Origin of the sequence: Kitasatospora phosalacinea, assembly GCF_000717185.1 — a bacterium.
Lineage (GTDB): Bacteria > Actinomycetota > Actinomycetes > Streptomycetales > Streptomycetaceae > Kitasatospora > Kitasatospora phosalacinea_A.
The window spans coordinates 23,571-36,486 of the sequence record NZ_JNYE01000001.1 but is presented as its reverse complement, the minus strand read 5'-3'; the positions used below and the strand labels follow the sequence as shown (position 1 = coordinate 36,486).

At 72.2% G+C, this 12,916-nt stretch carries 9 protein-coding genes; 6 read left to right on the top strand and 3 right to left on the bottom strand.

Annotated features, from left to right (window positions below; translation table 11 throughout):
* Positions 1 to 135: 135 nt before the first annotated feature.
* Entirely contained in the window at positions 136 to 1,677 is a 1,542-nt protein-coding gene (locus OO57_RS00160) for a hypothetical protein (protein WP_033250135.1), read from the top strand.
* A gap of 75 nt (positions 1,678 to 1,752) precedes the next feature.
* On the opposite strand, the gene aceE is transcribed toward OO57_RS00160, so the two are convergent.
* Entirely contained in the window at positions 1,753 to 4,503 is a 2,751-nt protein-coding gene (gene aceE / locus OO57_RS00155; protein WP_033250134.1) for a pyruvate dehydrogenase (acetyl-transferring), homodimeric type, read from the bottom strand.
* A gap of 468 nt (positions 4,504 to 4,971) precedes the next feature.
* Here aceE and OO57_RS00150 point away from each other — a divergent pair, with 468 nt between their 5' ends.
* From OO57_RS00150 to OO57_RS00140, 3 genes are all read left to right on the top strand, one after another.
* The gene (locus OO57_RS00150) at positions 4,972 to 5,409 is read left to right on the top strand and encodes a DUF3052 domain-containing protein (RefSeq protein WP_033250133.1); all 438 of its coding nucleotides are present in this window, start codon (positions 4,972 to 4,974) and stop codon (positions 5,407 to 5,409) included.
* A 272-nt stretch (positions 5,410 to 5,681) separates the two neighbouring features.
* A complete protein-coding gene (locus OO57_RS00145) occupies positions 5,682 to 6,140 on the top strand; it encodes a peroxiredoxin (RefSeq protein WP_033250132.1) in 459 nt (152 codons plus the stop codon).
* A gap of 139 nt (positions 6,141 to 6,279) precedes the next feature.
* Positions 6,280 to 6,855 (top strand): TerD family protein, encoded by a 576-nt coding sequence (locus OO57_RS00140; RefSeq protein WP_033250261.1) that lies wholly within the window; start codon positions 6,280 to 6,282, stop codon positions 6,853 to 6,855.
* Positions 6,856 to 6,948: 93 nt separating this feature from the next.
* On the opposite strand, the gene OO57_RS39010 is transcribed toward OO57_RS00140, so the two are convergent.
* Complete coding sequence (locus tag OO57_RS39010; protein WP_051776267.1) at positions 6,949 to 9,366, bottom strand: protein kinase domain-containing protein; 2,418 nt, start codon at positions 9,364 to 9,366, stop codon at positions 6,949 to 6,951.
* A 438-nt stretch (positions 9,367 to 9,804) separates the two neighbouring features.
* Here OO57_RS39010 and OO57_RS00130 point away from each other — a divergent pair, with 438 nt between their 5' ends.
* Together OO57_RS00130 and OO57_RS00125 are read left to right on the top strand one after the other, a co-directional pair.
* A complete protein-coding gene (locus OO57_RS00130) occupies positions 9,805 to 10,380 on the top strand; it encodes a TerD family protein (RefSeq protein WP_033250131.1) in 576 nt (191 codons plus the stop codon).
* Between the two features lie 60 nt (positions 10,381 to 10,440).
* Positions 10,441 to 11,526 (top strand): DUF475 domain-containing protein, encoded by a 1,086-nt coding sequence (locus tag OO57_RS00125; RefSeq protein ID WP_033250130.1) that lies wholly within the window; start codon positions 10,441 to 10,443, stop codon positions 11,524 to 11,526.
* A 113-nt stretch (positions 11,527 to 11,639) separates the two neighbouring features.
* On the opposite strand, the gene OO57_RS00120 is transcribed toward OO57_RS00125, so the two are convergent.
* Positions 11,640 to 12,800, bottom strand: a complete 1,161-nt coding sequence (locus tag OO57_RS00120) for a DUF2637 domain-containing protein (protein ID WP_033250129.1) — start codon at positions 12,798 to 12,800, stop codon at positions 11,640 to 11,642.
* Positions 12,801 to 12,916 lie beyond the last annotated feature (116 nt).

The following is a 12,916-nucleotide window of genomic DNA, read 5'->3' as shown; positions in this document are numbered from 1 at the left end:
ACGCACCGCGGATCCGCCCGGGAGGGAAGCCCCCTCCCGGGCGGATCCCGCCGTTTCCGGGCGGGCGGCCGGTGCCCCGGAGGGCCGGGCTCCGCCGGAACCGGGCGTTCGAACGAGTGCACTAGGGTGCCCTGCGTGAGCGAGCAGATGACGCAGGGGCGGGGGACGGCGCACCGCCGCCGGGTGGAGCGGACGGCGGCGCTCCTCGGGCGCTGGTGGGTGTTCGGCCCGCTGGTGGGCCTGGCCGCCGCGCTGGCGATGGTCGTCCGGATCTTCCACCACGGGGCGGTCGGCCTGGCCGACAACGGCGACGGCCCGAGCCGGATGTGCGCGCTGGACGCCAAGGTGCACCTCGACGAGGGCTCCTGGTGGTGGTTCAAGTACGCCAACTTCCGCTACGACCACGCGCTGCCCGCCGAGTGCCCGCCCGGCAGCCGCTACCCGGGCAGCGGCCAGTGGATGCCGCGACTGGCCCGGCCGGTCAGCCGGCTGCTCGGCTACTCCGCCCACCTGGACCTGCGGGCGCAGGCGCTGCTCTGGTGCGCCCTGGTGGGCCTGGCGTTCGCGCTCTTCGCGACCGCCCTGCGCGGCCGCCTGGTGCTGCGGCTGCTGGTCTGCGCGGCGCTGTTCGTCGTGGTCGGCGACTCGGTGGTGGCGGACTACGCGGCCTCGCCGTTCAGCGAGCTGGCCGGGCTGACCGGCCTGCTGTTCGCCACCGCGGGCGCGGTGCACCTGGGCGGCTCGCCCCGGGCCCGGGTGCTGGGCCTGGTGGTGTTCACCGTCGGCGCGGTGACGGTGGTGGCGTCCAAGATGCAGGCGCTGACGATGGCCGTCCCGTTCCTGGTGCTGCTGCTGGCCTGCCGCGTCCCGGTCGGGCGGTGGACCGGACGCCTCCGGAGCCGGGCGCTGCCGCTGGCCGCGGCGCTGCTCATCGGCGCGGCCGGGGTGCACACGCTGGTGTACCAGATGGAGGCGTTCAAGGAGATCAACCGGACGGAGATGATCTTCGTCGGGATCATGGGCGAGAGCCCGGACCCGGCGAAGGACGCCGTCGACCTCGGCCTGCCCGCGGACTTCGGCCAGTACGCCGGGCTGAACTGGTGGGGCGAGAAGGCGCCGCAGAAGGACCCGCGCTGGCCCGAGGTCAAGGACCGGATCACCTACGCCAACATCGGCGGCTACCTGCTGCGCCACCCCGGGGTCGCGCTGCGGATAGCCGACGGCGGCCTGGACGACTTCGCCGCCTCCCGGCCCCCCAACCTCGGCACCTACCCGGTCGCCGCGGGCCGGCCGGCCGGTGCCCAGGAGCACCGCCTGGCCCTGTACACGGGCTTCCTGCGCACCTTCGGCGGCGGCTGGGTGCTCGGCCTCCAGTTCGTGCTGGCCGCGGCCGGGGCGTGGTGGCTGCGCCGCAGCGCCGGCAACCCGCGCCGACGGGTGTTCCTGGCGCTGGTGGTCTGCCTCGGCGGGGTGACGCTGACCCAGTTCGCCACCGCGATGTACGGCGAGGCGATCGAGAACACCAAGCACCTGGTCTACGGCGTCTTCGCCACCGGCCTGGCCTTCGTGCTGGCCGCGGCCGCCGTCCTCACCACCCCGGCCCCGGCCGGGGAACCCGCCCCCGCCGCCGACCCCGCTGAGCCCGCCGACCAGCCCGCCGTGGTCCCCGTCGGCTGACGGCCGGGCCCCGGAAAGGCCCGAGGGCCGGTTCCCCCCGCGGGGGGAACCGGCCCTCGGCCGTTCACGGCGTGATCAGGCGTCGCCGCCCGCGGCGCCCGGGTCGGCCGCCGCCACGTCGAGCAGCTGGTAGCGGTCGATCGCGTCCTTCAGCGCCGAGCGGTCGATCCTGCCCTGCTTGGCCAGCTCGGTGAGCGTGCCCAGGACGATCGACTGCGCGTCGATGTGGAAGAAGCGACGGGCCGCGCCGCGGGTGTCGGCGAAGCCGAAGCCGTCGGCGCCCAGGGACTGGTACTGGCCGGGGACCCAGCGGGCGATCTGGTCCGGGACGGCGCGCATCCAGTCGGAGACGGCCACGAACGGACCCTCGGCCCCGGAGAGCTTGGTGGTCACGTACGGGACGCGCTGCGGCTCCTCGGGGTGCAGCAGGTTGAACTCCTCCGCCTCGACGGCGTCGCGGCGCAGCTCGTTCCAGGAGGTCGCCGACCAGACGTCCGCCTTGACGTTCCACTCCTCGGCGAGGATGCGCTGGGCCTCCAGGGCCCACGGCACCGCCACGCCGGAGGCGAGGATCTGCGCGGGGATCTGGCCGCCCTCGCCGCCCTTGAGCCGGTAGAGGCCCTTGAGGATGCCGTCGACGTCCACGCCCTCCGGCTCGGCCGGCATCTTGATCGGCTCGTTGTAGACCGTCATGTAGTAGAAGACGTCCTCGCCGTGCGGGTGCTCGGCGGAGGAGCCGTACATGCGGCGCAGGCCGTCCTGGACGATGTGCGCGATCTCGTACCCGTAGGCGGGGTCGTAGGCGACCACGCCGGGGTTGGTGGAGGCCAGCAGGTGCGAGTGGCCGTCGGCGTGCTGCAGGCCCTCGCCGGTCAGGGTGGTGCGGCCGGCGGTGGCGCCGATCACGAAGCCGCGGGCCAGCTGGTCGGCCATCTGCCAGAACTGGTCGCCGGTGCGCTGGAACCCGAACATCGAGTAGAAGACGTACACCGGGATCAGCGGCTCGCCGTGCGTCGCGTACGAGGAGCCGGCCGCGATCAGCGAGGCGGTGCAGCCGGCCTCGGAGATGCCGTCGTGCAGCATCTGGCCGGCCGGGGACTCCTTGTACGCCAGCAGCAGCTCGCGGTCGACCGACTCGTAGGTCTGGCCGAGCGGGTTGTAGATCTTGGCGGACGGGAACAGCGAGTCCATGCCGAAGGTGCGGTACTCGTCGGGCGCGATCGGCACGAAGCGGTTGCCGATGCCCTTGTCGCGCATCAGGTCCTTGAGCACCCGGACGAACGCCATGGTGGTGGCGATGGTCTGGTTGCCGGAGCCCTTCTTGACCGCCTTGTACGCGTCGTCGCCCGGCAGTTCGAGCTTGCGCGGGCGCACCTTGCGGGTGGGCACGTAGCCGCCGAGCTCCTGCCGGCGGTCGTGCATGTACTGGATCTCCTCCGAGTTGCGGCCCGGGTGGTAGTAGGGCGGGTAGCCCTCGTCCAGCTGCTTGTCGGTGATCGGCAGGTGCAGCCGGTCGCGGAAGCGCTTCAGGTCCTCGACCGTCAGCTTCTTCATCTGGTGGGTGGCGTTGCGGCCCTCGAAGTTGGGGCCCAGCGTCCAGCCCTTGACGGTCTGCGCCAGGATGACGGTCGGCTGGCCCTTGTGCTCGCGGGCGGCCTTGAACGCGGCGTAGACCTTGCGGTGGTCGTGGCCGCCGCGGCCCAGGTGCTGGATCTGGTGGTCGGTCATGTTCTCGACCATCGCGCGCAGGCGCAGGTCGCCGCCGAAGAAGTGGTCGCGGATGTACGCGCCGGTCTCGGTGGCGTAGGTCTGGAACTGGCCGTCCGGGGTGGTGTTCAGCTTGTTGACCAGGACGCCGTCGCGGTCCTGGGCCAGCAGCGGGTCCCAGCTGCGGTCCCAGACCAGCTTGATGACGTTCCAGCCGGCGCCGCGGAACTGCGACTCCAGCTCCTGGATGATCTTGCCGTTGCCGCGGACCGGGCCGTCGAGGCGCTGCAGGTTGCAGTTCACCACGAAGGTCAGGTTGTCCAGGCCCTCGCGGGCCGCCAGCGAGAGCTGGCCGAGCGACTCGGGCTCGTCCATCTCGCCGTCGCCGAGGAAGGCGTACACCTGCGAGTCGGAGGTGTCCTTGATGCCGCGGTGCTCCAGGTAGCGGTTCATCCGGGCCTGGTAGATCGCGCCGAGCGGGCCGAGGCCCATCGAGACGGTCGGGAACTCCCAGAAGTCCGGCATCAGCCGCGGGTGCGGGTAGCTGGACAGGCCGTACGGCGCCTTGGACTTCTCCTGCCGGAACGCGTCGAGCTGCTGCTCGGTCAGCCGGTCCAGCAGGAAGGCGCGGGCGTAGATGCCCGGCGAGGCGTGGCCCTGGAAGAAGACCTGGTCGCCGGACTCGCCGTCGGCGTCCTTGCCGCGGAAGAAGTAGTTGAAGCCCACGTCGTACAGGGACGCGGAGGAGGCGAAGGTGGCGATGTGGCCGCCGACGCCGATGCCGGGCCGCTGGGCGCGGGAGACCATGACGGCCGCGTTCCAGCGCGTCGCGTTGAGGATCTTGCGCTCGATCTCCTCGTTGCCGGGGAAGAACGGCTCGTCCTTGGTGGCGATGGTGTTGACGTAGTCCGTGCTGCGCATCTCGGGCACGGCGACGCGCTTCTCGCGGGCGCGCTCGATCAGCCGCAGCATCAGGTAGCGGGCGCGCTCGCGCCCGCGCTCGTCGATGGCAGCGTCAAGCGACTCCAGCCACTCCGCGGTCTCCTCGGGATCGAAGTCCGGGACCTGGCTCGGGAGGCCGCCAATGATGATCGGGTTGCGATCGGATCCGGAAGCCACGCTGTTCCTTCACTGTCGGTCGAAACTGAGTTGTCGCGCCGCCTCCATCGTGCTACCGCGTTCGGAGATCCGTCATCTCTACCGATCGGTAACCGTTCCGCCTGGTGGACGGGACGGTCAGGAGGTGGTCCGACCTGGGACCCCGGCCGGACGATGGCGGCCGGCCGGGATGAGGGCCAACAGGAGACTTTACGCCCGCACCCTGCTCCGACCCGAATGCCGTTCGCATCTCGGGCAGGCGTACGGCGGGTGAAAGGGCTGCGCGGGGGTACGAGACGAAGCATCCTTGTCGGTACGGACAGGGACATATGGGTGTGTTCACCACCACAGTGGGCGGCGTGTCGCCCCCCGACGCGTCAACCTTTGGGTGGGATCGGGGGTCGGGTACTTGCGCGAACCGCCGCTCCCGTGTGGACTACGGCCACAGCCCCGGCATGGACGCCGGGCCGAATACTGGAGGTTATTCCCGTGAGCGCGACCGCGGACCCCGCGGACAAGTCCAACCCGGCTCTCCGTCTCGGCTTCGAACCGGGCCAGATCATCCAGGAGCTCGGGTACGACGACGACAGTGACCAGGAGCTCCGCGAGGGGATCGAGGAGATCACTGGCGCCGAACTCGTCGACGAGGACTACGACGACGTCGCCGACGGCGTCCTGCTGTGGCACCGCGACGAGGACGGGGATCTCACCGACGCCCTGGTCGACGCCCTGGAGTACCTGGCGGAGGGCGGCCTGATCTGGCTGCTCACCCCGAAGACCGGCCGCGACGGGCACGTCGAGGCGCACGAGATCGCCGACGCCGCGAAGACCGCCGGCCTCTCGCAGACCAGCTCGGTGGCGATCGCCAAGGACTGGGCGGGCACCCGCCTGGCCACCCCGAAGGCCACGAAGGCCGGCAAGCGCTGACCCTAGGAGCACGACCCGCGACGGGCCCCGTCGGCCAACCGGCCGGCGGGGCCCGTCGGCGCTCCCGGGGCCGGTCGGCGCTCCCGGGGCCGGTCGGCCTCCGGGTCGGCTCGCGGGTCGGCTCCCGGGCCGGTCGGCCGGGTGCGGGGCGTTCACCCTGAGCGAACGGGCCTCCCGGGCGGCCGGGCCGGCTCACCCGGACGGCCGAACGGGGGCGGGCGGATGGGAGGATCGTGACGACCGCACCACCGTTGAGGCAGGAAGGCCCCCTCATGAGCGTCGAGATCGGCACCCAGGCCCCGGACTTCGAGCTGAAGAACCAGCACGGCGAGTCGGTGAAGCTGTCCGACTTCCGCGGCGAGAAGAACGTCGTCCTGGTCTTCTACCCGTTCGCCTTCACCGGCGTCTGCACCGGCGAGGTCTGCGAGATCCAGAAGGAGCTGCCGCGCCTGCAGAACGACGAGGTGCAGGTGCTCGCGGTCTCCAACGACTCGCCGTTCTCGCTGCGGGTCTTCGGCGACCAGCAGGGCCTGGAGTACCCGCTGCTGTCGGACTTCTGGCCGCACGGCGAGGTCTCCCGCGCGTACGGCGTCTTCAACGAGGAGCGGGGCTGCGCGGTGCGCGGCACCTTCGTCATCGACAAGGAGGGCACCGTCCGCTGGAGCATCGTGAACGGCCTGCCGGACGCCCGCGACACCCAGGAGTACCTGGCCGCCCTCGGCGCGCTCTGAGGCCCCCGCGGGGGCCGTCCGGGGTCCGGCGGAATCTTCTTCCGCCGGGTTCCCGGGCCGAGTCGCCGCGGCGGGCCGGGAACCCGGCACTACGATCGGGCCGTTGACGGATCGGGAACCCGACTTCTTGGAGGACCACGTGGGTGTCAGCCTGAGCAAGGGCGGCAATGTCTCGCTCACCAAGGAGGCGCCCGGCCTGACCGCCGTGGTCGTCGGCCTCGGGTGGGACGTACGCACCACCACCGGCACGGACTTCGACCTGGACGCCAGCGCGCTGCTCTGCACCGAGCAGGGCCGGGTCCGCTCCGACGCCGACTTCATCTTCTTCAACAACCTGAAGAGCGCCGACGGCTCGGTCGAGCACACCGGCGACAACCTCACCGGCGAGGGCGAGGGCGACGACGAGCAGGTCAAGGTGAACCTGGCCGGCGTCCCGGCCGACGTCGCCAAGATCGTCTTCCCGGTGTCGATCTACGACGCGGAGAACCGGCAGCAGAGCTTCGGCCAGGTCCGCAACGCGTTCATCCGGGTGCTGAACCAGGCGGGCGGCGCCGAGATCGCCCGCTACGACCTCTCCGAGGACGCCTCGACCGAGACCGCGATGGTCTTCGGCGAGCTGTACCGCAACGGCGACGAGTGGAAGTTCCGCGCCATCGGCCAGGGCTACGCCTCCGGCCTGCGCGGCATCGCCCAGGACTTCGGCGTCAACGTCTGACCGCCGCCGCGTCCGGTGCGGGCCGGGGCCGTTCGCGGCCCCGGCCCGTCGCGTTCCCGGTGCCTCGCTTCCCCGGCCCGCCGCGTCGCGCCGCTACACGGGCGGGAGGGCCATCACCTGGTTGCCCTGCACGGCGATCAGCAGGTCCTCGCCGCCCGCCAGGTGCCAGGGCAGCTCGGCGCCCGCGTTGGTCTGGAAGACCCAGCGGACCTTGTGGCCCACCACGTCGACGGCGTAGATGCCGTGGTCGGCGGTGGGCACGAACAGGGTCTCCTCGACCAGCACCGGGCTGGTGTCCATCGACACCTCGGTGGGCAGCTCCAGGTGCCACAGCTCGGTGCCGTCGGCGGCGTTGAAGGCCACCACCCGGGTCGGGGCGGTCGGGGTGTAGGTGGTGCCCTGGTAGGTCAGGGTCATGCCGCCGAGGACGGAGTACACGACGTGCCCGCCCGCCGCGGGCGGCGAGTACCACATCCGGGTCGAGCGGTCCGAGGTCTTCGCCCAGACCTGCTTGCCGTCGGAGACCCGCACGCCCTGGATGCCGTTCGGCTCGACCGAGCAGAACACCAGCCCGTCCTGCAGCACCGGCTGGTACTCCGAGCGGGAGTTGGTGGGGGTGAACCAGGTCTGGGAGCCGTCGGCCAGCGAGCGGGCGACCAGGTTCTCCTTGCTGTCGGTGTAGAGCAGGGTGTCGGCCGTCAGGTCGGAGCTGACCGTGTAGTCGGCGGTCTGCTGGCGGTGCTGGTTCCACAGCATCGAGCCGTCCTTGCGGGACAGCGCCATGATGCCCTTGCCGGTCTTGGCGCCCATGTCGGGCATGCCGTCGGCGTCCATCTGCAGGTAGGAGCACATCGCGTACACGGCGCGGTCGTCGGCGTTCAGCACCATGTCCGAGGCGATCTGGGTGCCGTTCGGCTTCCCGCGCTCGGACTGGTACTTCCACAGCACCGTGCCGGTGGCGGCGTCCACCGTGATCAGGTCGGAGACGGTGCCGTAGCTGATGGTGCCGCCCGCGCAGGCCATGTTGTAGGCCATCGCGTCCTTGGTGATCCACTTCTCCTTGCCGTCGGCCAGGTCCACCGCGATCAGGTCGGCGTTGCCGAGGTGCAGCAGGCCGGGGGAGAAGGCCATGCCGAGGCTGCCGGCGTTGCTCGCCTCGGTCCGGTACGTCCACAGCGGGGCCGGGGGCATGCCGGGGGCGCGGCTCGGGGCGGCGCTCGACGCGGCCGCGGAGGAGCCGGCCGAGGCGGCGGTGCCGGTGCCGGTCGGCGGGGCCGGGTCCGGGGTCGGCGTCTTCTTCGAGCCGCCCAGCGCCCAGGCGGTCAGGCCGCCCGCACCGGCCAGCACCGCCGCGCCGCCGCCCAGCAGCAGCGCCCGGCGGGACGGGCGGGGGCTCCCGGCGGCCGGGGCGGCGTCGATCTGCGCGGTGGGGTGCCCGGCCAGCGCCACGGCCTCGGTCGCCGGGCGCGCGGGCGCCGGGGCGGCGTCGGCGCGCAGCCGGACGGTGCCGGGGTCGGCGGGCGCGGGGGGCGAGACCTCGGTGGGGGTGGGGACGGGCGCGGCCGGGGCGGCGGCCAGCCGCGGGTCGGCGGGGCGGACCGGGGCCTCCAGGTCCATCACCTCGGCGGCGTGGGTGGCGATGTCCGAGGCCAGCGCGACGGGCAGCCAGCCGGAGCGGGCCGGGGCGACCGCCTCGCCCAGCAGCGCGCCGAGCGCGGCCGGGGTCGGGCGGGCGTCCGGGTCCTTGGCCAGGCAGGCGGCCACCGCGGGCCGCAGCTGCTCGGGCAGCCCGGACAGGTCGGGCTCGTCGTGCACCACCCGGTACAGCAGCGAGGCCGCGGACGGGGCGCCGCCGTCCTCGACGTGGTCGAACGGGCCGTGGCCGGTGGCGGCGAAGACCAGCACCGAGCCGAGCGAGAACACGTCGCCCGCCGGGCCCAGGCGGCGTCCGGCGGCCTGCTCGGGGCTCATGAAGCCGGGCGAGCCGACCACCACGCCGGTGGAGGTCATCCTGTCGCCGTCCAGCGCCCGGGCGATGCCGAAGTCGATCACCCGGGGGCCGTCGGCGGCCAGCAGCACGTTGGACGGCTTGAGGTCGCGGTGCACCAGCCCGGCGGCGTGGATCGCGGCCAGCGCCTGGGCCAGGCCCACGCCGAGGGTGCGCACGGTCTCCACCGGCAGCGGCCCGTGGCCGCGCACCGCGTCGTCCAGCGCCGGGCCGAGCACGTACGCGGTGGCCAGCCAGGGCGACTCGCCGTCCCGGTCGGCGTCCACCACCGGCGCGGTGAAGGTGCCGCCGACGGACTGCGCGGCGGACACCTCGCGGCGGAAGCGCTCGCGGAAGTCGGCGTCCCCGGCGAGGTCGGCGCGGACCACCTTGACCGCGACCGTCCGGCCGCCGGCCGAGCGGGCCAGGTACACCCGGCCCATGCCGCCGACGCCGAGTCTGGCCAACAGGTGGTAGGGGCCGACCGACTCGGGGTCGGTGCGGTCGAGCGGTCCGAACGGCATCGCTACCGTGCTCCCTCTGTTCGTCCGTGTACGGGGTGCCGCGCGATGGTTCGTTCCGGCGGTCCCGGCAGCGTACCCGCCGGGTTCCGGCCGTCCTCCGGCCGGTCCGGGCCGGGTCCGGTCCGCCCCGGTCCGCCCCGCGCCGGGGTGCGGGGCGGCGGGAGGGGCGGCGGGCGCTTGATAGATTCGGCCACGATCCGCACACCGGCCGGGTGCGCGCACGGGGTGGTCCGCAGCCGTCGGGCGGGGCGACCGGGCCGGGTGGGGAACGGAGTTCAGGAAGTTCAGTCGGGTGTGCAGCACTGCACGGCCGCTCGGGGGCGTAGATCTCTTGGGGTGCGTCCGCCGGGCGCGCCCCGCCGGCCCTCCCGGGCGGTCGACGGAGTCCAGCGGTGCACACCCCGGGAGCCCCGGAGACGGGAGCTGGGAGGAAGTCCGATGTCCGTCACCCTCGCCAAGGGCGGGAACGTCTCGCTGACCAAGGCCGCGCCGAACCTGACGCAGGTGCAGATCGGCCTCGGCTGGGACGCCCGGTCCACCACGGGCGCGCCCTTCGACCTGGACGCCAGCGCGCTGCTGTGCACCGGCGGCCGGGTCATCGGCGACGAGTACTTCGTGTTCTACAACAACCTGCGCAGCCCCGAGGGCTCGGTCGAGCACCAGGGCGACAACCTCACCGGCGACGGGGACGGCGACGACGAGGTCGTGCAGGTGCACCTCGACCTGGTGCCCGTGCAGATCGACAAGGTCGTGTTCGCCGTCTCCATCTACGACGCCGACGCCCGGCTGCAGAGCTTCGGCCAGGTCTCCAACGCCTACATCCGGGTGGTCAACCTGGAGGACGGCAGCGAGATCGCCCGCTACGACCTCTCCGAGGACGCGTCCACCGAGACCGCCATGATCTTCGGCGAGCTCTACCGCTACCAGGGCGAGTGGAAGTTCCGGGCCGTCGGCCAGGGCTACGCCTCCGGCCTGCGCGGCATCGCGCTCGACTTCGGCGTCAACGTCCAGTAACCGCACCACAGTCAAGTCCGGAACGGGTCGATTCCGGCAGCCAGAAAGGTAGCTGACCCCGTGTTCCTCCGTACGTTCGGATGGTCCTTCGCCATCACGATCGCCGGCCTCATCGCCGCCGGCCTGATCTGGGGGGCCGAAGGATTCGGCGTCGTCCTGATCCTCTCGATCCTCGAGATCTCCCTGTCCTTCGACAACGCCGTCGTCAACGCGACCGTCCTCAAGCGGATGAACGCCTTCTGGCAGAAGCTGTTCCTGACGGTCGGCGTGCTGATCGCGGTCTTCGGCATGCGGCTGGTCTTCCCGCTGCTGGTCGTCGGCCTCACCGCGCACCTCAGCCCGGGCACCGTCGTCGAGCTGGCGCTCGACTCCAGCAAGACCCACGACGGCCACACCTACGCCGAGTACCTGGACATGGCCAACCCGGCCATCGCGGCCTTCGGCGGCATCTTCCTGCTGATGATCTTCCTCGACTTCATCTTCGAGGAGAAGGACTTCAACTGGCTGCGCTGGCTGGAGAAGCCGCTGGAGAAGATCGGCAAGCTGGACGCGCTCTCCTCGGTCATCGCCCTGGTGGTGCTCGCCCTGTCCTCCCGCTTCTTCGCCGGTGACCGCGCCGAGACGGTGCTGCTGGCCGGCGTCTGCGGCCTCGCCACCTACCTCGCCGTCAACGGCCTCTCCGAGGTCTTCGAGTCCGGCCTGGAGGAGCAGCAGGAGGCCGAGGAGGCCGCCGAGCGCAGCGGCAAGTCGATCATCCAGGTCGGCGGCAAGGCCGCGTTCTTCCTCTTCCTCTACCTGGAGGTCCTCGACGCGTCCTTCTCCTTCGACGGCGTGGTCGGCGCGTTCGCGATCTCCCAGGACATCTTCCAGATCACCCTGGGCCTCGGCATCGGCGCCATGTACATCCGGTCGCTGACCGTCTTCCTGGTCCGCAAGGGCACCCTGGACGACTACGTGTACCTGGAGCACGGCGCGCACTACGCGATCGGCGCGCTGGCGCTGATCCTGCTCGCCTCGATCAAGTACCACATCCCGGAGATCGTCACCGGCCTGATCGGCGTCGCCTTCATCGGCGCGGCCCTGGCCTCCTCGATGGTCCGCAACAAGCGCCAGCAGGCGCTGGAGGGCGCGGGCGCGGAGGGTTAGCGCCCGCCGCCGCGAACGCCGAGAGCCGCGCCCGCCGGGGGAGTTCCCCGGCGGGCGCGGCTCTTTCGGTGCGGTGCGGCGCGGTGCGTGCGTGCAGCGCGGCGCGCCGCGGGTCAGCCGAGCTGCTGCTCGATCGCCCGGAGCTTGCGCTCCAGCGAGTCCAGCTTCGGCATCGACAGGGTGTCCTCGTCCATCGTCAGGTCGACGCTGGAGGAGTACGAGGAGGAGTACGAGGAACCGTACGAGGAGGAACTGTCGCTGCCGCTCGACGAGTAGGGCGACGAGGAGGAGCTGCTACTGGTGGACTCGACGGCGGCGCGGGGGCGGCGACCGGCGTTGAGGGCGGCGGGCTCCAGGGCGGAGGCGCTCACCCGGTCCAGGGTGGTCTCCTCGGCGGCTAGGGCAGGCTCCGCTGCGGACGGGCCGTCGCTGCCGGCCGCGGCCAGCGCGGGCACCTCGCGGGCGTGCCGGGCCCGGCTCAGCACGCCGCCCTGCCGGGCGATCGCCTTCAGCTCGGCCCGCTCGCGGCGGTCGGCGCTGCGGGCGCGCAGCTTCGCGTCCATCTTCGCCTGGCGCTCCTCGCGCACCTCCTCGACGGCCTCGTCCAGGCTGCGGACGTTCTCCAGCAGCATCAGCGACCAGGCCGCGTAGGTCTCGCGCGGGGCGCGCAGCCAGCGGACCACCCGGATCTGCGGCAGCGGGCGGGGCACCAGGCCCTGCTCGCGCAGCGCGGCCCGGCGGGTCTGCTTGAGCGCCCGGTCGAACAGCACGGCCGCCGAGATCGACATGCCGGCGAAGAACTGCGGGGCGCCGTCGTGCGCACCGCCGCGCGGCGCGTGCACCCAGTTGAACCAGGCCGAGGCGACCGCGAACAGCCACACCAGCATGCGGGAGCCGAGCGCCGCGTCACCGTGGCTGGCCTCGCGGACGGCGAGCACCGAGCAGAACATCGCCGCGCCGTCCAGGCCGAACGGGACGAGGTACTCCCAGCCGCCGGACAGGTTCAGGTTCTGCTGGCCGAAACCGACCAGGCCGTGGAACGACAGCGCGGCCGCCACGCCCGCGCAGCAGAACAGCAGCACGTACGACGCGCCGCCGTAGATGGCCTCCTTGCGGCGGCGGCGCTCCTCGCTGCGCTCCCAGGAGTCGCCGGACGACGAGCCGTCGGTCGACTTGTTGTTCTTGAAGCGCAGGAAGGCCACCAGGATGGCGGTGAACAGCAGGGCTGCACCGCCTACCACGGCCCAGACCAGCTGTATGGAGGAGAGGTTCATCGCGGGGAGGGCCTCGGCTTTCCGCAGGGCAGGGGGAAGAGAGGTGACGCACGGTACACCTGTGCGGAGAGACGATATCGCGTCCGGGGAGCGGGCATCGTACGGGAGTGACGAAC